Annotated in this window: 15 protein-coding genes; 12 read left to right on the forward strand and 3 right to left on the reverse strand. The window is 68.6% G+C overall.

Annotated features, from left to right (window positions below; genetic code table 11):
- Window positions 1-432 (reverse strand): hypothetical protein, encoded by a 432-nt coding sequence (locus CFN78_RS11575; RefSeq protein ID WP_133116330.1) that lies wholly within the window; start codon window positions 430-432, stop codon window positions 1-3.
- A gap of 242 nt (window positions 433-674) precedes the next feature.
- Here CFN78_RS11575 and CFN78_RS11580 point away from each other — a divergent pair, with 242 nt between their 5' ends.
- The 8 genes from CFN78_RS11580 to CFN78_RS11615 all read left to right on the forward strand — a co-directional run bounded on the left by CFN78_RS11580 (window position 675) and on the right by CFN78_RS11615 (window position 13,812).
- On the forward strand, window positions 675-2,006 hold the full coding sequence (locus tag CFN78_RS11580; protein WP_240519402.1) for an RNA polymerase sigma factor: 1,332 nt from the start codon (window positions 675-677) through the stop codon (window positions 2,004-2,006).
- Between the two features lie 1,833 nt (window positions 2,007-3,839).
- On the forward strand, window positions 3,840-6,542 hold the full coding sequence (locus tag CFN78_RS11585) for an aldehyde dehydrogenase family protein (protein ID WP_094862754.1): 2,703 nt from the start codon (window positions 3,840-3,842) through the stop codon (window positions 6,540-6,542).
- A 36-nt stretch (window positions 6,543-6,578) separates the two neighbouring features.
- Window positions 6,579-8,282 carry a thiamine pyrophosphate-binding protein gene (locus CFN78_RS11590; RefSeq protein WP_094862755.1) on the forward strand — a complete coding sequence of 568 codons (1,704 nt, stop codon included), beginning with the start codon at window positions 6,579-6,581 and terminating at the stop codon, window positions 8,280-8,282.
- 46 nt (window positions 8,283-8,328) lie between these two features.
- Complete coding sequence (gene fabF / locus CFN78_RS11595) at window positions 8,329-9,588, forward strand: beta-ketoacyl-ACP synthase II (RefSeq protein WP_094862756.1); 1,260 nt, start codon at window positions 8,329-8,331, stop codon at window positions 9,586-9,588.
- A 71-nt stretch (window positions 9,589-9,659) separates the two neighbouring features.
- Window positions 9,660-10,970 (forward strand): AMP-binding protein, encoded by a 1,311-nt coding sequence (locus tag CFN78_RS11600; protein WP_133116331.1) that lies wholly within the window; start codon window positions 9,660-9,662, stop codon window positions 10,968-10,970.
- Window positions 10,971-11,055: 85 nt separating this feature from the next.
- Window positions 11,056-11,883, forward strand: coding sequence for an enoyl-ACP reductase FabI (fabI, locus tag CFN78_RS11605; RefSeq protein WP_094862758.1), 828 nt, complete (start codon window positions 11,056-11,058; stop codon window positions 11,881-11,883).
- A gap of 76 nt (window positions 11,884-11,959) precedes the next feature.
- Window positions 11,960-13,012: an ATP-binding cassette domain-containing protein gene (locus tag CFN78_RS11610; protein WP_240519403.1), complete on the forward strand. Its 1,053-nt coding sequence runs from the start codon at window positions 11,960-11,962 to the stop codon at window positions 13,010-13,012.
- Entirely contained in the window at window positions 13,012-13,812 is an 801-nt protein-coding gene (locus tag CFN78_RS11615; protein ID WP_094862760.1) for an ABC transporter permease, read from the forward strand. Before CFN78_RS11610 ends, CFN78_RS11615 begins: the two co-directional genes overlap by 1 nt.
- A gap of 205 nt (window positions 13,813-14,017) precedes the next feature.
- On the opposite strand, the gene CFN78_RS11620 is transcribed toward CFN78_RS11615, so the two are convergent.
- A complete protein-coding gene (locus CFN78_RS11620; RefSeq protein ID WP_240519404.1) occupies window positions 14,018-14,221 on the reverse strand; it encodes a hypothetical protein in 204 nt (67 codons plus the stop codon).
- 29 nt (window positions 14,222-14,250) lie between these two features.
- On the reverse strand, window positions 14,251-14,571 hold the full coding sequence (locus CFN78_RS11625; RefSeq protein WP_133116332.1) for a hypothetical protein: 321 nt from the start codon (window positions 14,569-14,571) through the stop codon (window positions 14,251-14,253).
- A gap of 173 nt (window positions 14,572-14,744) precedes the next feature.
- On the opposite strand from CFN78_RS11625, the gene CFN78_RS11630 reads away from it, so the two are divergent.
- The 4 genes from CFN78_RS11630 to fabF (CFN78_RS11645) all read left to right on the forward strand — a co-directional run bounded on the left by CFN78_RS11630 (window position 14,745) and on the right by fabF (CFN78_RS11645) (window position 21,160).
- The gene (locus CFN78_RS11630; protein WP_094862763.1) at window positions 14,745-15,953 is read left to right on the forward strand and encodes a sensor histidine kinase; all 1,209 of its coding nucleotides are present in this window, start codon (window positions 14,745-14,747) and stop codon (window positions 15,951-15,953) included.
- 233 nt (window positions 15,954-16,186) lie between these two features.
- Window positions 16,187-17,296, forward strand: coding sequence for an SAM-dependent methyltransferase (locus CFN78_RS11635; RefSeq protein ID WP_094862764.1), 1,110 nt, complete (start codon window positions 16,187-16,189; stop codon window positions 17,294-17,296).
- A gap of 75 nt (window positions 17,297-17,371) precedes the next feature.
- Window positions 17,372-18,484, forward strand: a complete 1,113-nt coding sequence (locus CFN78_RS11640) for a 50S ribosomal protein L11 methyltransferase (RefSeq protein WP_094862765.1) — start codon at window positions 17,372-17,374, stop codon at window positions 18,482-18,484.
- A 1,416-nt stretch (window positions 18,485-19,900) separates the two neighbouring features.
- Entirely contained in the window at window positions 19,901-21,160 is a 1,260-nt protein-coding gene (fabF, locus tag CFN78_RS11645) for a beta-ketoacyl-ACP synthase II (RefSeq protein ID WP_094862766.1), read from the forward strand.
- Window positions 21,161-21,162 lie beyond the last annotated feature (2 nt).

Below are 21,162 nucleotides of genomic sequence, written 5' to 3' on the forward strand. Positions count from 1 at the left end.
TCAGGTTGTCCGGGCGGAGACGCAGACGACCTCGGTGCCGTCCTCGGCCGAGGTCTCGCTGACGGTGGCAGTGCCGTCGATGTCTATGGCGCAGGAGCGCGGGTTCGGGCCGGGCATGACGCTGACGCGCAGGCCCATGTCGCCGGGAGTGGTGGTGGTGAAGCTCGCCGAGTCCGTGCCTGCCTCGGGCATCGCTATCGGCCCGGTGTTGCCGAACACGGCGCCGCTCACCTGGAACACCGCACCAGGCGGGCCGTTGACGCGAATCGTCACCGTGTGCTCGGTGAGGGGTGGTGTCTCACCGGGCGGGGCCGGCGGCGGGCTCGGCGCCGCGGCGTTCTCCGCGGGCGGCGTCGCCGGCGCGGCCGGGTGCGTATCGCACGCGCCGAGCAGGGCGGCCGCGAGCACCAGTGCCGTCGCGACCTTCTTCATGTTCGCCCCCGCCGGATACGATGCGTACCCGAACAATTATGCCCAGTTACCTCCGATCGTCGGAACCCCACCCATCGACCTGTCCGAATCGTGATCGGTCCGCCGTCGTACGCACCTTCGCGTGAACGTGCGAAGGATCTTTCGGGTTCGGTCGGCAGATGCGTCCTGGCGGGCCCGCTGCGAGGATGGGGAGCGTGGCCGAGGTACGGCCCGGCCCGTCGCGGAGATTCCGGCATGCAGACGTGAGTACGTACGGAGGCCCCGGTGGCCCGGCCCCGGTGGAGGACCTGCTGCGCGAACTCGCCCCGCGAGTGCTCACGGCTGTGGTCCGCCGGTACGGGCACTTCGACTCGGCCGAGGACGCGGTGCAGGAGGCCCTGCTCGCGGCATCCTCACAGTGGCCGGAGGAAGGTGTCCCGGAGAATCCGCGCGGCTGGCTGATCACCGTGGCGGCGCGCCGCCTGACCGACCTGTTGCGCACGGATGGGGCACGTCGGCGCCGGGAGGACGCGGTGGCCTCGTTCGCGCCGGCCGGGGAGTCCCGTGCCCGGCTTTCGGACAGCCGTCCCGCGGCGGACTCCGACGACACGCTGACCTTGCTGTTCTTCTGCTGCCACCCGTCGTTGACCCCGGCCACGCAGGTGGCGCTGACGCTGCGGGCGGTCGGCGGGCTGGGCACCGGCGAGATCGCGCGTGCGTTTCTCGTCCCGGAGACCACGATGGCGCAGCGGATCAGCAGGGCGAAGCAGACGATCAGGAAGGCGGGTGCGGACTTCGGGCCCCCGCCACCCGGGGAACTCGACGAGCGGATCGACGCCACGCTGCACGTGCTGTACCTGATCTTCAACGAGGGATACACGGCAACGGCCGGCTCGGATCTGCAGCGGGCGGACCTGACCTCGGAGGCGATCCGGCTGACCAGGGAGCTGCATCGGCTGCTGCCCGGACGCGGCGAGGTGAGCGGCCTGCTGGCGCTGATGTTGCTGACCGACGCGCGGCGCGCGGCGCGGTCGCGTCCGGACGGTGCCCTGGTGCCGCTGGCCGACCAGGACCGGAGCCTGTGGGACGCCGGAGCCATCGAGGAAGGGGTCACGCTGATCACCGGGGCACTGCGGACCACCGTGTTGGGCCCCTACCAGCTTCAGGCGGCGATCGCGGCCGTGCACTCGGAGGCGGAGCACGCGGACGAGACCGACTGGCGGCAGATCCTCGCGCTGTACACGGTGCTCTCGCGCGTGTCGGACAATCCGATGGTCACGTTGAACCAGGCGGTGGTGGTGGCGATGGTGCACGGACCCGAAGCGGGCCTCGCGTCCCTGGAGCCGCTGGACCACGACGCCCGGACGGCGCGCAGTCACCGGCTCAGCGCCGTTCGCGGGCATCTGCTCGACATGGTGGGCGACCGCGCCGGTGCCACGGCGGCGTACCGCCTCGCGGCACGGTCGACGACGAGCGAGCCGGAACGGCACTACCTGGAGTCCCGGATCCGCCGGCTCGACGACACCGGACAGGACCGGTGCGCCTGGCATGAACCACCCGGATCAGCCGCGGGCGGGGCAGGCCCGGACAGGTGACCGGAGCCCGTTCGTCCGGTCGCACCACACCGGGACGCGCACTGCGGTGCTCGCTCGTTCCACGGAGTCTGCGAGCAGGTGGGCCCCGGTCACGTGCGGACGCGCCTACCACGCCGGTGGGACGTTCGGGGTAACCGAGCCAGTCCGGGTGCGGGTGTGCGCGTTGCGCCTTTTGGTGTAGCGAATTCCTTGCGCAGCGGCGGAGATTCACTGTCGCGACCGGCCCGTCCTCCTCCGTGCGGAGGAACGCGAACTGCCGAGCCGTCCGCAGCCGTCTACCCAGAATTCGGCAGTCCTACTTTCGAAGGATTTCCCGCTCCGACTTTGGGGCTATTCGTCCTGGGGTGGACTGTCCGAAATGGACGAACTGCCCGTGGTGAACCCCAACCTGAAAGTCGCACGTTCGTACGATTTCAGGCAGGAACGACATGCACCCTCCGTAATCGACCGGCTGACGGGAGCGCGCATGCGGTGGACGTCGTTACGGCGAATGCCTGCGCCGGTCAGCGAGTGTGCGGTGACCCGCTGCGGTCATGAAACGGCGTGTCATCCTCGGTTTCCCGTTCCATGGCGCCGAAGTGAGGCCGCCCGATCCGGATGTTCCCGTATCGGATCGCGTGGCGACAAGGGCCTGAGTCCGGCCCCGGACGTCGCAGGGGGCTCCGCGCCAGAGGTCCCGTCCGGCCCCGAGCACTGATCGCGCAGGGCACTCGACGCGGGCCTCCTGCGTGCGGAGCGCGCTGCCGCCACAAGGGCACTGGGCCGACCGGAGCAAGGTGATCCCGATACGGAGCGTGTGAGCCTGCCCGGCTCTCGCGAACGGGCGGGCGTTGGCAAACCGGTCCGCTAATAGGAGGAGGAGCTTCCCGATAGCCGCATCCGCCGGTCGCGGCCGGTGTTTCCCGTGCTGGCGCGGCTCAGGTCGATCGGTTAACCTGGCGCCGCTGAAGAATAGGGATCGTCAACTGGGGTGATGAGAATTGATGGACAGTCGCCGGTAAAAAACGTGCGTTCGGACCTGGGCCGGTCCCTGAGTCCGTTCGGGCCGGATGTGCGATATTTGTTTCCGGTGCACTCGTGGTCGTGGTGACAATTGCGTGACTCCCGTCCGCATTGTCCGTGATCACCGTGAGGTCACGCGCGCGTCCGGTCGTGAAACCGCGACCGGAATCGTCGGGATGAAGCATCCCGGCGGTTGGGGCGTGCGCACGGGAATCGCGCGACTGAATTCGGTGGTAAGTACCTGTCGGCGGATGCCGTGAATTCGCCCGACGTGGACGCGGACTGGGGTGCGCGTGCGCGGGGGAGTCGGCGCGTCACGGGGTCGGTGATGTGCGCAGGTGCGGCCTGGCGCGGGTCGGCCATGGCACGGCTCGCGTCAGGACCGCCGGTCGCGTTCATTTCACAATAGAACAAATGCACAGGAAACTGTCGGTTAATTCACGCTTCCCGCTCGGGTGGCGGCCTATGGCCCCGCCTATTATTTCGCGTGTCCGCGTTCGGCCAATCGCGTGGTCGGCACGGCTTTCGGTGAGTCCCGTGGAGATTAGGTGAACGGGTTTCTCGAACAACGGGAACCGCTCGCTCATCCATTTCGTCAGGGGTTGACACTCGAATAAGTCGATGTCTATCCTCCTTCGGGAGGATTCAGATGGGAAACCTCCCATCAGGAAGTAGGTCTTTGGTCTGACGCGAGCGCGTTGTATCCACTTCGCTCGGCTCGCAGTCACACCGTCAATCAATACGACGTGTTCGATTCACAAATCGGGGTCCGCCTGCTCGGGCCGTGAATTGGAACTCGTCCCAGGCACGGGGATCGGGAGCCGGAACAGCATGCTTGTAAACGAACTGGACCAGGAGAGTTCGCCGAGCCAGGTCCGCGTGCAGAGCCGAAGCCTCATCCGACTGTTGCGGGACCGCGGCGTCTCGGCGGACGACCGGGTGGTGGTCTCGGCCGGGAACTCCGGCGACTTCGTCGTCACCCTGCTGGCGCTGATGGAGCTCGGCGTGTCGGTCGGCCTGCTCGACGCGCGGCTACCCGCCGCCGAGAGCGCGCAGCTCGTCGCCGAGTCCGGTGCCCGATGGTTCCTGTCCGATCAGGAACTCGACGCCGCCTACGACCGCGTGCGCGTCGGGTGGATGGAGATCGGCGAGATCAACGCCGCCGCCCGCGAACACCGCGGCTCCGACGACGTCGACGATGATGCCGAGCTGACGTTCGCCCGCTGGTCCGAGCGTTCGGACGCACTGGTCGTGTGGAGCTCGGGCAGTTCCGGAGTGCCGAAGGGAATCGTGCGGTCCGGCGAGTCCGTGCTGTCGAACGTCGAACGCACCCGGGTCCGCATGGGCTACACCGAAGACGACGTCATGCTGCCCCTGCTGCCGTTCACCCACCAGTACGGGCTCTCGATCGTGATGCTCTGGTGGTCCTCGCGCGCCTCGATGGCCATCGTGCCCAGCCGGCGCATCGACCTCGCCCTGGAGACCATCGACCGCCGCGGCGTCACCGTCGTCGACGCCGTGCCCGCCGCCTACCACACGTTGCTGCGGATCATCGAGGGCCGCAAGGGATCCACGGCACGGATCGACTCCGTGCGCATGTGGTGCGTGGGCGGGGAACCGCTGAGCGCCGACCTGCAGGCCAAGTTCACCGAGCGGATCGGTACGCCGCTGCTGGACGGCTACGGCACCAGTGAGTGCGGCAACATCTCGCTCGCCGCCCCGGACAACGCGATCCGCTGCGGGCGTCCGCTCGACGGGGTGACCATCGAGATCCTGGACGAGCGCGGCAACGTACTGCCTGCGGGCGAGATCGGCGAGATCGTCGTGCGCACCCCCGACGTGATGAACGGTGTGCTTGAGCTGGGCGGCCGGGTCCGCCCGGTGCACCGGCCCGTCTACCGCACCGACGACCTCGGGCAACTCGACGAGCACGGCAACCTGCGCGTGTTCGGCCGCAAGTCCGCGGTGCACCGGTTCGGTCACACGCTGTACCCCGAGGTGATCGCCGAGCGCGCCGGAGCCTGCGGCGTACCGGTACGGGTGCTGCCGGTGGAGGACCCCAGGCGCGGCATGCAGCTCGTCTTCGTGGTCGCCGATCCGGCCGCCCAGCCGGTCGCCTACTGGCGGCAGACCATCGGCAAGTTCGTCTCCGAGTTCGAGAAGCCCAACCGGATCGTCGTCCTCGACGAGTTCCCGCAGAAGACCAACGGCAAGACCGACCTGCAGGCGTTGCAGGACATCGCCGCATCCGCGGTGGCTCTGGAAGGTGTGAAGGGCGTGCTCCCCATGGATCGTGTCAACGACGCCGCCGAGGTTCCGGAATCCGCGATTCCGTTCCCGGATCGGCTGGCGCGGCTGGAAGAACTGGTGAGCCTGCTGCGCAGCAGGCGATCCGAGGTGCTCGAACTGCTGACCGAGGTCAGCAACCACAAGACCGCCTACGGCGAGATCGACGCGACCATCGCGGCCCTGGAGGGCGCGGCCGCGGAGGTCGGCCGCTACTCGCCGCCGGCCGTGGACCAGGTCGGCGTGCTGATGCCGTCCAACATCCCGCTGTACAGCTATGCGCTTTATCTGGCGATTCCCAGCCTGTACAGCAAGCGCGTGGTGTTCCGTCCCTCGCGGCGGATCGAGGACCAGACCCGCAAGCTGCACGAGCTGCTCTCCGGCGTGCACGGGCTGCCGATCGTCCTCGACGACGGTTCGCAGGCCGAGTTCATGGAAGGTGAGGGCGCGCGCTCGGACGTGCTGGTGTTCACCGGCACCTACAAGAACGCCGAGAAGATCCGCACCAGCCTGCGCACCGATCAGCTCTTTCTGTACTTCGGGCAGGGCGTCAATCCCTACATCGTCGGGGCGGACGCCAACGTCGGCTCGGCGGTGGACGGGCTCATCCGGGTGCGCATGCTCAACTCGGGCCAGGACTGCTTCGGCCCCGACGTGGTGTTCGTGCACACCTCGATCAGCGCCCAGTTCTGCAACCTGCTCTGCCGCCGCGTCGACGGCCTGCGGTACGGCCGGTTCGAGGACCCGACCGCCGACTACGGCGAGATGTTCTACCTCGACGCCTTCGACGCCTCGCTCGAGTACCTGCGCAAGAACCGTGAGCACCTGGCGGCCGGTGGCGAGGTGAACTTCCTCAACGGCCATCTGCGCCCCACCGTGCTGATCCGGCCCGCCGAGACCAAGGTGACGCCGCCCGAGCTGTTCGCGCCGATCTTCAACGTCGTGCCGTTCACCTCCGAGGAATGGCTGCACACGATGCTGGACCACCCGTTCTTCGAGGAGCGGGCGATGGCCGCGACCGTCTACGGCGGGATGGACGACACCGTCGAGATCCTCGAGCGCAGGCACACGGTCAGCGTGAACGAGACGCTGATCGACATCGACAACGGCAACGCTCCTTTCGGTGGCACCGGGATTCGCGCCAACTACGCCTCCATCGGCAAGCGCCGTTACGCGCAGCCGCTACTGGTCAGCAAGGCGGTCGCGGAGCACCTGTCGCCCGCGGAGACCGTCGAGCAGTCCGCCTGAACCACCGCACCATCCGATTCCGTCAGTGGGAGATCCATGAACTCGGTACCCGGTCACTCGATCCGCGGCTGCTGGAACGCCGCACTGTCCATCCTCGGTGACGCCGGGGTGGACACGGTGTTCGGGTTGCCCGGCGACGATCTGGACGCGTTGTCCGCGGCCGACCGGGCCGGTGCCCGGTTCGTGGTGGCCAGGGACCAGCGCAACGCCGTGTTCATGGCGGTCGGCTACGCCCTGCAGTCCGGACGACCCGGGGTGGCACTGGTGGGCAAGGGGCCTGCCGTGACGAACACGGTGACCGGCCTGCTGGAGGCGGCCTGCTCCGCGGCTCCGGTGGTGCTGCTCTCCGGCGGAACGTCCATCGAGCATCGGGGTAGTGGCGCCTTCCAAGAGCTGGACCAGCTCTCGGTCATCGCGCCACTGGTGAAATGGGCGGCCAGGGTGGACCACCCTGCGCGGCTGGTGCCGACGCTGCGCCGTGCTCTGCTGGTGGCCGGCGCCGGCGTGCCGGGGCCGGTGTACGTGGAACTTCCGGACCATCTGCTCACCGAGGAGATCCCGGTACGGGCGGAGTCCGCGCCAGGGGCGGAGGTGCCCGCGGCGGTGACCCTGCCCGGCGACTCGGCGGCGGTACGGGCGCTGCGCTCCGCCGAGCGTCCGCTGCTGCTGGTCGGCGGCGGCATGCGGCACGGGAACGTGGACGGGATCATCGAGCGGTTCGCGGAAGCCCACGGCGCCGCGATCACCTGCACCGCGAGCGGACGCGGTGCCGTCGACGAATCCTCGACCCTGTTCTGCGGGCTGTCCGGTCTGTACACCCCGGAGGAGGCCGCCCGGCTCTGGGCGGAGACCGACTGCGTGCTCGCGCTCGGCAGCAGGCTCGAGGAGACGGCCACCTTCGGCTGGCCCGAAGGCGTCGGCACCGAGGTACCGGTCATTCAGGTCAATGTGGACGCCGCCGAGTTCGCGACCGGTTTCGCCGGCCCCAAGGTACTCGCGGACGCCCGCGCCGTGCTCGGATCCTGGCCCGCACCGCAGCCCCGGGAGGCCTGGGCGGAGACCGTGCGTGGGGTGCACGCCGAACTGCGGGCCGCGCAGGCAGAGAACCTGCGGAGCCTGCACGAGGCACCGGAACTGCACATCGCCGAGGTACTCGAGGCATTGCAGGACGTGCTGCCCGCCGACCGGGTTCTGGTGCAGGAGAACGGTTTGCAGGACATGTGGTCCTACCGCTTCCCGCTCTACACCTGCGACGGACCCGGCGGGTCGATCGTGCCCTCCGAGCAGACGAGCCTGGGATTCGGGGCCGCGGCAGCGGTGGGCGTCAAGCGCGCAGCGCCGGACCGGCCGGTGGTGGCGTTCGTAGGTGACGGAGCGTTCGGCCTGTTCGACGCCGACCTTCCCACAGCCGTCGCGCACGGCGGCGGAATCATCTATGTGGTCCTGCGCAACGGCGGCTACGGCTGGCTCCAATCGCAACTCAACGCACGCACGGAGAAGCCCTCCGGGTTCGCGTTCCTCGACTCCGCGGCGGTGGGGGCACGCGCCGCGGATCTGCCGGGAGTCCGGCAGGTCGCCCTCATGGACAAGAACACGCTCGCCGCCGACATCGCGCAGGCATGGAAGGCGGCCGAGTCCGGCGAGGTGGTCGTACTGAACGTCCCGGTCCGGATCGCGGACGCGATGTTCACCGAGGAAACCGCCGGGGGCGACTTCCCTGTAGTGCCGCCGATCGGCTGAGCACACAGCCCTGCGCCGAGGCGCACCGATAATCGAGGAGCGGACGATGTCAGCACACAAGCCTTCGGGTGGACGCAGGGTCGTGATCACCGGCTGGGGTGCGATCACACCCGTGGGCCTCACCGTCGACGAGACGTGGGACGCGCTGATCTCCGGCCGCAGCGGCATCGGCGCGATCACCAGCCTCGACGCCTCGGACCTGCCGACCAACCTGGCGGGCGAGGTGAAGGGCTTCGAACCGCGAAAGTACATGTCGCACAAGCAGTTGCGCCGGATGGACCCGTACGCCCAGTACGCCTACGCCGCCGCGGGCGAGGCGCTGCGGGCGGCCAAACTGGACGTGGACGAGGAGAACGCCGCGCGTGTGGGCGCGCTGATCGGCAGCGGCTACGGACCGATGCAGTCCATTGTGGAGCATATCGGGGCGATCAACGAGCGGGGCCCGCGAGCGATCAGCCCCTTCGCCCCGATCACCGGCGCGATCGACAGCGCCGTGGGCGAGGTCAGCCTCGAGTACGGGCTGGCCGGCCCCACCAGGGCGATGAGCAGCGCGTGTGCCTCGGGCACCGACTCCATCGGCGAGGCGGCACGCTGGATCCGTTACGGCATCGCCGACGCGGTCGTCTCCGGCGGCGCCGAGCACATCTTCACCCGCGTGGACATGGCGGGCAGCGGGAACGCGAAGGCGCTGTCCCGGCGGACCGGCTCGCCGACCGAGGCGTCCCGTCCGTTCGACGAGGACCGCGACGGCTTCGTGATGAGCGCGGGCTCCGGCGTGCTCGTGCTGGAGTCCGCCGAGCACGCCGTGGCCAGAGGCGCGACGATCCTGGCCGAGCTCGCCGGGTACGCGGCCACCTCGGACGCCCATCACTGGACGGCACCCCACCCGGAGGGCCGTGGTGCACGCGCGGCCATGCGAGGCGCGCTCGCCGACGCCGGCATCGAAGCGTCCGAAGTGGACTACATCAACGCACACGGCACCAGCACCGTCTACAACGACCAGTCGGAACTCGACTCCATCCGGGCCGTGTTCGGTGCCAGGGCCGAGCAGATCCCGATCAGTTCGACGAAGTCGATGACCGGTCACATGATCGGAGCGGCCGGAGCCGTCGAGGCGATCGTCGGCGGACTGGTGATCAACAAGGGCATCGTGCCGCCGACGATCAACTGCCACAAGCCGATCGACGAGGCGGTCAACTTCGTGGCCAACGAGGCACAGCGGCACGACGTCGACGTGGTCATGAGCAACTCCTTCGGTTTCGGCGGCCACAACGCCGTCGTGGTGCTGCGCCGGTGGGCGCCCTGAGCAGAGCGGACATCGCACGCGGCGGCGGGCCGGACGACCGGGGCCAGTGGGCCCCGAAGGGAGCGAGAACGATGCACGAACGTGCCGGACGACAGTTGTCGGACAGGGGTGCGGGGCGATCGCTCGCCGGAATCGCGGAGCTGACGCTGCCCGGCCTGCTGGAGATCCCGCTCGACCGGATCGCTGACGCGACCGCCGTGGTCTGCGGAGCCGAAGCGGTCAGCCATGCCGAACTGCACAGCCGCGCCAACCGGCTGGCCCGGTCGCTGATCACCAGGGGGGTCGGCCCGGACCGGCTGGCGGCCGTGGCACTGCCGCGCACGGTGGACGCCGTGGTGGCCGTTCTGGCGGTGCTGAAGGCGGGTGGCGCGTACCTGCCGGTGGACCCCGGCTCCTCCGCCGCCGAGTTCTCCCGGGTGCTGGCCGAGTTCCGGCCGGTGTGCGTCCTCGCGACGACGGACGCCGCGCCGGCGCTGCCAGTGGCGGCCTCCGCGGAAACCGTGCTGTGGCTGGACGATCCGGCGATCGCGGCCGAGCGGGCGGCCCAGGACGACGCCCCGGTACGCGACGAGGACCGGTCGGCGCGGCTGGCCCCGCAGCACCTCGCCTACGTCCTCGGCTGCCCGGGAACCGCGGAGCGGCTGGAAGGCGTCGCCGTGCAGCAGCGGGGAGTCGTCGCGCTGGCCCGCTGGGCTGGCCGCTACTTCGGGACCGAGACGCTGTCCTCGGTGCTGATGTCGAGTTCGCTGCACTGTGACGCCTCGGTGTTCGAGTTGTTCCCCGCCCTCGCCGTCGGCGGCCGGGTGGAACTGGTGGACGATCTGGCGTCGGTCGCGGCCCGTGGCGGTTGGTCCGGTGGCCTGGTCTCCGGCACGCCGCCGGTGCTGGCGGGCCTGCTCGCCGCGGGTGCCGACATCGACGCGCGCAGCGTGGTTCTGTCCTGCGAGAACCTGCCCGCACCCGTGCGCGACGAGGTACTGCGGTGCGTTCCGGACCCGGAGATCGCCAGTGTGTACGGGCGCCCCGAGGTCACCGTGTACAGCCTGGCCCGGCGCGCGCACGGACCGCGGGGCCAGGACAGCGCGCCGCCCGGTGGCGCGCCGCTGCTCGGTACCGGCGCGCACGTGCTCGACGCGAGCCTGCGTCCGGTACCGGCGGGGGTCCCGGGTGAGCTCTACATCTCCGGGGCCGGTCTGGCCCGCGGGTACCTCGGTGACGCCGCACTGACCTCCGCACGGTTCGTGGCGAACCCGTTCGACGACGGCGGCACCCGGATGTATCGCACCGGTGATGTGGTGTGCCGTACCGAGAGTGGCGATGTCGAGCATGTCGGCACCCTCGCCGCGCCGCCGGTGCCCGAGCGCGCGGCGGTGCCCTCGTGACGCCAGAGGGAAGCAGACGGCACGGCGGGGCGCGTCATCTCGTTCCGCGGCCGGAGAACCACCGATCCACGAAGCAAGGACGAACATGGATTTGTTGAAAGGCAAGAACATTCTGGTGACGGGGGTCCTCACCCAGTCGTCGATCGCGTTTCACGTCGCCAGGGTCGCGCAGGAGCAGGGTGCCAACGTGGTGCTCACCGGTTACGGCCGGCTCCGCCTGGTGGAGCGGATCGCACAGCGCCTGCCTCAGCCATCGCCGGTGATCGAACTGGACGTGACCGACGAGCAGCAGCTCGGCGCGCTGGCCGACCGGGTCCGTGAGCACGTGGGCGGCAGGCTCGACGGGGTGCTGCACTCGGTCGCGTTCGCGCCGCAGGGCGCAGTGGGCGGCAACTTCATGACGACCGGCTGGGAGGACGTTGCCTCCGCGCTGCGGGTCTCGTCCTACTCGCTGCAGGCGATCACCCGCAGCGTGCTGCCGTTGCTGGGCAAGGGATCCTCGATCGTCGGCCTGGACTTCGACGCCGCCCGCGCGCACGCCGAGTACGACTGGATGGGCGTGGCGAAGGCGAGTCTGGAGTCCTCGGCGCGCTACCTCGCGTCCTACCTCGGTGCGGAGGGGATCCGGGTGAATCTGGTCGCGGCCGGTCCGTTGCGGACGACCGCGGCGAAGGCCATCGGTCCCGGCGGCAACGACGCCGCGGCCCAGGAGGGCAAGCGCTGGGATCAGCGCGCCCCGCTCGGCTGGGACGACCTGGAGTTCGACCCCGTCGCCCGGGCCTGTGTCGCGTTGTTGTCCGACTGGTTCCCGGCGACCACCGGAGAGATCGTGCATGTCGACGGTGGCGCGCACGCGGTCGGCGACCGGCCCGGTACCCCGCGGTCGTCGCTGCCGATCCCGGCACCGCGATGAGCGGGCCGGAAATGTGGCGCACGGTGCTGAACCGCCGACGGGAACCGTCCCTCGGCCGAATCGAATCGGGTGGACGTTGACTGCGACCGAGGTTCCCGCAGGCACCTCCACACTGGCCGTGCGGGCACGCGACATCGTCAAGACCTTCGGCGCACATCGCGCCCTGGACGGGGTGGACCTCGACATACCCAGCGGGACGGTGCTCGGTCTGCTCGGCCCGAACGGTGCGGGGAAGACGACGATGGTCCGGGTACTGACCACCCTGCTGACGCCGGACAGCGGAACCGCCACCGTCGCCGGGCACGACCTGGCGACCGAGGCCGGAGCCGTGCGCGAGTCGATCGGACTGTCCGGTCAGTACGCGGCGGTGGACGACAACCTCACCGGGTACGAGAATCTGTACTTCGTCGGCCGCCTTTACGGGATGAAGCGCGCGGCCGCCGCGGCGAGGGCGCGGGAACTGCTGGCGCAGTTCCAGCTCGAGCACGCGGGCGACCGGCTGTCCAAGACGTACTCCGGCGGGATGCGCCGCAGGCTGGACCTGGCCGGTGCCCTGGTGATCAGCCCGCCGCTGATCGTGCTCGACGAGCCCACCACCGGACTGGATCCGCGGTCGCGGCTGAACACCTGGGACCTGGTACGGACGCTGGTCGCCGACGGGACCTCGGTGCTGCTGACGACCCAGTACCTCGAGGAGGCCGATCAGCTCGCCGACTCGATCGTCGTGATCGACCGCGGCCGGGTGGTCGAGCGGGGCACCGCGGACGAGCTGAAGAACCGGATCGGCAGCGAACGCCTGGAACTCGTCCTCGCCGACCGCGCCGACCTCCCGGTGCTGCGCACCGTCCTGCGCGAGGTCGGCGCCGCGGAGCCGGTCATCGACGAGCAGGTACGCCGGGGCCACGTTCTCGTGCACGTCGGCACCAAGACGGTGACCGAGGCCCTGCGGCGGCTGGACGACGAGGGCGTGCACGTACTGGAGGTCGCGTTGCAGCGGCCGAAACTGGACGATGTGTTCCTCACCCTCACCGAACGCGATGCGCACCCGGACCCCGAATCCGAGCGTCCGGACCCGGCGGGCAAGGGCACACGGAGATGGCTGCGCCGGGGCGCGAAGGGTGGACAGTGATGAGCGTTCTGGTCAAGGGCCTCACGGACGGCTCGATCATCGCCTGGCGCAATCTGCTGCACGTCCGCCGCAATATGGACTGGCTGTTCGCGGCCGTGGTGCAGCCGATCATGTTCGTGCTGTTGTTCGGGTTCATCTTCGGCGGGCTGCTCGGCGGTGAGGCGTACCGGGAGTTCCTGCTGGCCGGGATCATGGTGCAGACGCTGGCGTTCAACTCCGCGTTCACCGTGATCGGCCTGTCCAACGATCTGCAGCGCGGTGTCATCGACCGGCTGCGGTCGCTGCCCATCTCGCGGGCCGCGGTGATGGTCGGCAGGACCAGTTCGGACCTCGCGGTGAGCATGGTCGCGATGCTCGTCGTGTCGTTGTGCGGCCTGCTGATCGGCTGGCAGATCCGCGGCAGCGTCCTCGACGCGATCCTGGCTTACCTGCTGCTGCTGGTGTTCGCGTTCGCCATGTCGTGGATCGGTGCGTTGATCGGCCTGTGGGCACCCAGTGCCGAGGTGGCGCAGAGCGCGGGTCTGATCTGGCTGACTCCGCTGACCTTCGTCTCCTCCGGTTTCGTCCCGGAGTCCTCGATGCCCGGCCCGTTACGGGTGATCGCCGAGTGGAATCCGCTCACCGCGGTGATCAACGCGGCGCGAACTCTGTTCGGCAACCCGAATCCGCAGGGGGTTCCGCCGCTCGACGGCTGGCCCGCCGAGAACTCCGCGCTGTACGCCCTTTTGTGCTCGGTGCTGATCGTCGCGATCTTCGTGCCGCTGAGCATGCGTGCCTACAAGCGGGTGGCCTCGCGGTGAGGCGTTTCTACCCGGTCCGACCGGGGGAGAAGCGCCGTTCGTGACCGTGTTTCGTGGCCGGCGAGGCGGCCGGGTGCACCGAGCAGATCGTGACAGATGAATCGTCACAAATGAAAGGCGGGCGGCCGAATGAACTCGGCCGCCCGCCTTTCGGAAGCTGCGCCGACCCTGGGGGATTGACCGGCGCAGTTGGCGTGTCGGGTATCTAGTTCTTCTTCGTGGCCATACCGCGGTATGCCGCCGTGATGCCGACCATGATGACGGCGATGAGTGCGACGGTGACGGCGAGGTTGAGGACGAATGGAGAGTCCTCGAGGAACTTCTGCTTCAGCGCGTTCAACCCGACGATCGCGATCGCGTAGACCCACCAGGGCGCCCACTTGCCTTCGCTCTGATTCTCTTCGCTCACGTTAATCTCCGTTCAGTTCTGTTCGGCGATCAGCAGTACTTCTCGACCTTTTGCGCGGCCGAGTCGACCTTGCCGCTGTCCCCGGACAGCAGGTCCTTGGCGGCACTGACCACCGTCGACTCTTCCCCCGAATCGGATCCACCGGACTTGCTCAGTTCACGATCCACCCGCTTCACCGCGGACTGGAGTTCGTCGCTGACGAGTTGCTTGGACTCCGGTGTCGCCTCCAGCCATGACTGCGCCGCCGTGCACACGAGCCATTTGTTGCTGCCGAACGAACCGCCCGGCTTGCAGGCCCCGACCACGGTCAGGGAGCAGAGCGCGATCAGGACGATCACTCTGGTCCGCACGCAAACACTTCCTTTCCCGGGGCGTTCGTCTCGTGTCGTGGCCGGTCAGGCTCTCCGGCTACCATTACGACAATGGCCGAATCACCGGCCGCCGCGCATCGGCGGTACGTACGGCTTCGCCGTCATCAGTTAGTAGGATGCTGCCGTAGAGTGCCTGCTGGTTGGATCGGAAAATGACCACACGTGTCCGGCTTCTACCGGCTCGTCTGAGCGACCTGCCGGAGTGGCTGCAGGACGTCCTCGTGGTCGTGATCTCCCTCGCAATCGGCCTCACGCTGTATCTGACGGATTTCTCCCCGCTGCACACCGAAGCCGACTGGGCGCCTGACTGGTTGCGCCCGGTGTTGTTCGCGGCCATCTGCCTCGCCGAGCTGTTCCGCAGGCGGGCGCCCGCGTTCGCCGTGACGGCCGGACTGGTCCTGGTCGTCGTAGACGGGCTGCTCGGCGTCACCATGCCGATGTGGATCGTCTACGCGGACCTGTTGTACGCCGCGACGCTCTACGGTTCCCGGCGACTGGGCCGGGTCACCATTCCCGCGGCGGCGGTCGGCATGGAAGGCGCCGTGCTGGCCTCGGTCATCCTCGTCCACGACTGGCGGGCGACGATCGTGTCGAGTGTGACCGCGTTGCCGTTCATCGTGATCCCGGTGTGGTGGGCGGCGAACATCCGGCAGCACCAGGAACTCGCGGCGACGGAGCGGGCCAACGCCGCCCAGCTCGTCCGGATCGCCGAACTGGACCGGCGTGCCGCCGTCGCCGCGGAACGCGCCCGGATGTCACGCGAACTGCACGACGCCATCGCCGGGTACGTCTCCGCCATAGCCATCCAGGCCGACGCTGCGTTGTCGATGAACCAGGCACAGTCCAAGACCATGCGTACCGTGCTGGACTCGATCCGGGAGAACAGCGTGCGCGCCCTGGAGGAGATGCAGGCGATGATCGGACTGCTCAGCGCCAACGGGGCCGGTGCGGACGACGAGGCCTCGCCGCCGGCGAAACTGTCGGATCTGCCGCGCCTGGTCGAGTCGGCCAGGGCGAGTGGGCTGGCCATCGACGTTCGCTCGGAACTCGGCGAGACGGCGTCGATCCCGGGCACCGTGGGGCTCACCGCGTACCGGATCACCCAGGAGGCGCTGACGAACGCCGTCAAGCACGCGCCGAACTCGAAAGCCAACCTGGACATCAGGCGCACGCACGGATCGCTCGTGGTCGAGGTGACCAACGAGCTGACGGCGGCCTCCAGTGCCGAGGCGGGCTGTGGCGCCGGACTACTGAACATGCGCAACAGGGCGACGGCGGTGGGCGGCTCCTTCGACGCCGGCCCGGACGAGCCGGGCTGGTCGGTGCGCGCGGTGCTGCCGATCGAGGAAGGTCAGTACTGACTTCCTGCCAGGGCCCCGGACGCGTCGAGGAGCAAGCGGTTCGTCCATTCGGCGCAAGGAATCCGCCGCCCGGTACGTGATCCACCCAGTTGTGTCCACAGTGGACCTGGTGCGGGTTCTCCCGATGCGTGGGTCGATCGAAAGAAGGACGACAGGCTCCGCGGACCGTCGGATATGATCCGCACGCGCGGACGCGCTGGAGGCGTCCGCCATTTGCTCGATGGGAGAACCACGTGACACGTTCGCTCGTCACGGAGTCCGAGGCCACGGGCCGTCCGCTACAGGTGGCCGTGGGCCGCGCGGGAACGCGCTCGGAGGCCGCCGTGCTCTTTCCCTCACTGGGCGAGTATCCGGTCTACGACCCGATGGCCTACCGGTTCATGCTCGACGACGAGCGGCGCAACGAGCACTACGCCGCGGCCGTACGGCGACACGCTCCCGGGCGCACGGTGCTCGACATCGGCACCGGCCACGAGGCGGTCTGGGCGATCGAGAGCGCCCGCGCCGGAGCGAGCCACGTCTACGCCGTCGAGGTCATCCCGGAGACCGCCGCACTGGCCCGCAAGACCATCGCCGAGGCTGGCCTCGCCGATCGCATCACCCTGATCGAGGGCCTGTCCACGGACATCGAACTGCCCGTCAGGGCGGAGGTCTGCGTCTCCGAGATCATCGGCACCCTCGGTGGTTCCGAGGGTGCCGGTCCCGTGTTGCGGGACGCGCGCCTGCGGCTGCTGACACCGGACGGGGTGTTCGTGCCGCACCGGTCGGCTACCACTGTCGTGGCGGTCGACCTCGACACCGCCTTCGGTGGCAGGCGGCCCGCGTTTGCCCCTATCGCCGTGCGCTACCTGGACAAGATCTTCGGCTCGGTCGGCCGGCCGTTCGACCTGCGGGTGTGCGTTCCGCGGTTGAACGAGGCGGCGTTCCTCTCGGAGATCGCCGAAGTCGAGTCCCTCGAGTTCAACGGCGAACTGCGACCGGAGGGCACCGATCACCGCGAGCTGCGGGTCACGAAATCCGGAACACTGCACGGTTTCGCGCTCGGCGTGCGGCTCTGGGTCGACGAGAACCAGTCGCCACTCGACTCGTTCTCCCAGCGCACCAACTGGTTCCCGGTCTACGCACCCGTCTCCACCGCGGGTCTGCCGGTGGCCGAGGGGGATCGGATCACGCTGGAGTTCGTGACACGGCTCAGCGACGACGGGGTGCATCCCGACTACGAGCTGACCGGGGAACTGGAACCCGTGGCAGGGGAGCGCGTCCCGTTGCACTGGAGGTCCGGTCATCACGACATGGGTTTCCGGACGAACGGCTTCTACCGCGAACTGTTCCCCGGCGACTGAGCCGTAGCACGTCCGCCGCACCACCCGCCGCGCCCGCGCGCATGACGTGCGGCCTCGACAAGGAGTGACCAAGACATGAGTTCCTACCGCCTGGCCGAACTGAGTCTTCCGGAAGGCTCGACCCCGGTTCGCGTGGCAGCCACGGACGATCGCTGGTTCGACATCGCCGTGCCGTCCGTGGGGGAGTACCCGGTCTACGACGACATGCTGTACCAGATCATGATCGCCGACACCCCGCGCACCGACGGCTATCGCCGCGCGGTCCGCCGGCACGCTCGCGGGAAGACGGTGCTCGACATCGGCACGGGCCAGGACGCGCTCTGGGCGATCGCGAGCGCCGAAGCGGGCGCGCGCAAGGTCTATGGCGTCGAGACCATTCCCGAGTCCGCCCGTCTGGCACGCGACGCCGTGGACCGGGCGGGATACAGTGATCGCGTCACCATCGTCGAGGGCCTGTCGACCGATGTGGAGCTGCCGGAGCCGATCGACCTCTGCGTGTCCGAGATCATCGGCACCCTCGGTGGATCCGAGGGTGCCGCCTCAGTGCTCTCCGCCGCCCGCCGCGACTTCATGGCACCCGGGGGCGCGTTCATCCCGCAGTGGTCGGCGACCACCGTGGGTGCGGTGGACCTGTCGGTGCCCGTTCCCGACCTGCAGATGTGCCTGGACGGAGACACCGCCAAGTACCTGGAGAAGATCTTCGAGCACGTCGGGAGGCCGTTCGACGTGCGGATGTGCCTGCCCGGTCTGCGGATCGAGGACCTGATCTCGACCAGGGCGACCGTCGAGGAGCTGACCTTCGCGGACGAGATCCCGATGGACGGCAAGGACCAGCGAGAACTGGTCATCACCCGCGACCGCACCCTGCACGGCTTCATGATCGGCATGCTGCTGCGGATCGACGATGTCGAACCGTTGATCGATTCGACCGCGCAGGCCAGTAGCTGGATTCCGGTGTACGCCCCGGTGTCGGACGAGGGCATACCGGTGCGGGAAGGCGACCGGATCGTTTTCGACTTCTCCTGGTCGCTCAGCGACGACGGTGTCCACCCCGACTACCGCATGGAGGGTGAGATCCGCCGGGCCGGTCAGTCGGCGGTCGCGTTCGAGTGGGACTCTCCGCACCATGGAACGGTATTCCGCGGAAATGGTTTCTACCGATCGTTGTTCCCCGTCGAAGGTCCTTAGAGGTCCATTTACCGGTCCGGTGGGCCCGGCGATCCGTCGCCAGGCCCACCGGACCGTTTTGTGTCCGGACCACGTGTTCCCGGATGTGGATGCGACTGTTGTTTCACGAGGGTGAGCGAGAACGGCCCAATGGTGGCCACCATTCGGCGTAGTGCTCGGCGAATCGTCGAATCACGAGACCGCGGTATTCGCGATGTGGGACGGGTTTCGCCGCTACTGCGCCCACTCTCCTGATGAGAATTCCAGTGTTAGGGACAGTCGCGTCGAAGGTGCCGTTCCCTCGGTATGAGTGTGCCAGTGGACCCTTGGCCATTGTGCGGATGCGCTTCGACCTGCGGGATCGGCGAAACGACCGGATCCCGCCCCAGGGGATCGTCGCGAGTCACAGGCGAGGACCTGCGGAAATGCGGATGCCGCCCAGTTGAATACTTTACGAACGTGTCGATCCAAGTAGCCATCACAACCGCGTTCGCCTCCTACTTTCGATCGACCTCGCTGTAAGCCGTTCGTGCTATTTCACGAGGCCACTACCCCCATCTGCGGCCCTGCGCCTCCTGCTCTGGTGCCAGAGCGGACCGAGCGCGGACCGAGCAGGACAGGGTGGGCGCATACGCTCGGTGACGGACGGGCGTGACCGGTGAATCTTTACCGGACCGTCAAACCCATTCGGGTGACGCTTGTCGATCGGTGTTCTGAAGTGCGTATTCGTGGCGGTGAACTCCCCGGCGTACCCGCCTAGACGGCGGCGAGGGGGCCGGGCGACAGTCGCGACCGAGCGCGTCCGCCCGCGTGATCCCGCCGGTCGGGGCGGTCGCGGAGCCCGCGTCGCCGCCGGATCGGGCCCGGCGACCGTCGCCGTGCGGGAGATTTTCTCCGGACGGCGATCAATTCCCTCGTCGGCAGGGGGCAATTGGACCAGAATTGTTCCGGACCGGTTAATGCGGTTTACCGTAAACAATATCGCTCGCTCCGTTTGCACGCAGCGTAGTGGAATGCCGAGAAGATTTCCGGAAGTCGCATAACGGCAGCCCGCCGTGCCGTTCGTACGGTTCGGCGGACAGTGATCGATCGCGACTGAGGGCAACCACGGCGATTACTCCGCAGGACTGGCTAGTTGCTTCGTTCTCGACTAAATTCGCTGATCGAAGACTGGACAAGTGCTGGGGCGATAGATATTGGACTTCATCGGTCGCGAGGTCGGTCGTGGGATCGAGACGACCTCGGATCGAACAGGTGTACTGACGCGATGAACGGTTGGTTTCGTTTTCGCGGCCACGGCCGTTAATCACGCGCGTCGGACGAACTGCTGCTCGTACCGGCGGTCCCCGTCTTATCGGGGAACCGCTCGTGGTCGCGGGTCGGTTTCCCATGCTCGTCGGGGTTTTCCGCCCGGCCACGTAGTGAAAGGAGTCGACGATTTCAGCACCGAATGATCACCAGAGCCGGAAAGCTGTCGTGACCGGGTGGGGTGCGGTGACACCGGTCGGGCTCACCGCCGACGACTCCTGGCGTTCGCTGCTGGCCGGTCGCAGCGGCATAGCGACGATCGAGTGCGTCGACGCCTCCGACCTGCCGACCGACATAGCCGGCGAGGTACGCGGCTTCGACCCGGAGAACTACCTGTCCCGCAAGCAGGTTCGCCGGATGGACCCGTACGCGCAGTACGCCTTCGCCGCGACCGCCGAGGCCCTGCAGATGGCGAAACTGGACATCGACGAGGACATGGCACCTCGGGTCGCGGTGCTGATCGGCAGCGGATACGGGCCGATGAACGCGATCGCCGAGCAGGTCGCCTCACTGGCCGCGAAGGGACCCCGAGGGGTCAGCCCGTTCGCCCCGGTCACCGGGGCGATCGACAGCGCGGCAGGCGAGATCAGCCTCGCGTTCGGCGCCGCGGGCCCGACGCGGGCGGTCAGCACCGCCTGCGCGTCCGGCACCGACGCGATCGGTGAGGCGGCCCGGCTGATCCGCTACGGCGTGGCCGACGTGGTGATCGCGGGTGGCGCGGAGAACATCCTGACCCGGAACGAGATCGCGGGCAGCGGGAACGCGAAAGCGCTCTCCACCCGGACCGACGCACCCACCGAGGCGTGCCGGCCGTTCGACGAGGACCGCGACGGCTTCGTGATGAGCGCGGGGGCCGGCGTGATGATCCTGGAATCGGCGCAGCACGCGGCCGCCAGGTCGGCGCCGGTGTACGCCGAGGTCGCCGGTTACGCGGCGACCTCGGACGCCTATCACTGGACGGCACCGCATCCCGAGGGCAGGGGAGCACGCGCGGCCATGCGCGGCGCACTCGCCGACGCCGGGATCGATGCGTCCGAAGTGGACTATGTCAACGCGCACGGGACGAGCACGGTGCTCAACGACAGGGCGGAACTCGAATCCGTTCGTGCGGTGCTCGGCGATCGGGCCACCCGGATCCCGATCAGCTCGACCAAGTCGATGACCGGTCACATGATCGGCGCGGCGGGTGCGGTGGAGGCCATCGTGGGCGCCCTCGTCATCAACGAGGGCATGATCCCGCCGACGGTCAACTGCCACCGGCCGATCGACGATGAGATCAACTTCGTGCCGCTGGAGGCGCAGGCACACGAGGTCGACGTGGTCATGAGCAATTCGTTCGGTTTCGGCGGTCACAACGCCGTCCTGCTGCTGCGGCGCTGGCCCGGCTGAGC

The organism is Amycolatopsis antarctica (assembly GCF_002262875.1).
Classification (GTDB): Bacteria; Actinomycetota; Actinomycetes; order Mycobacteriales; family Pseudonocardiaceae; genus Amycolatopsis; species Amycolatopsis antarctica.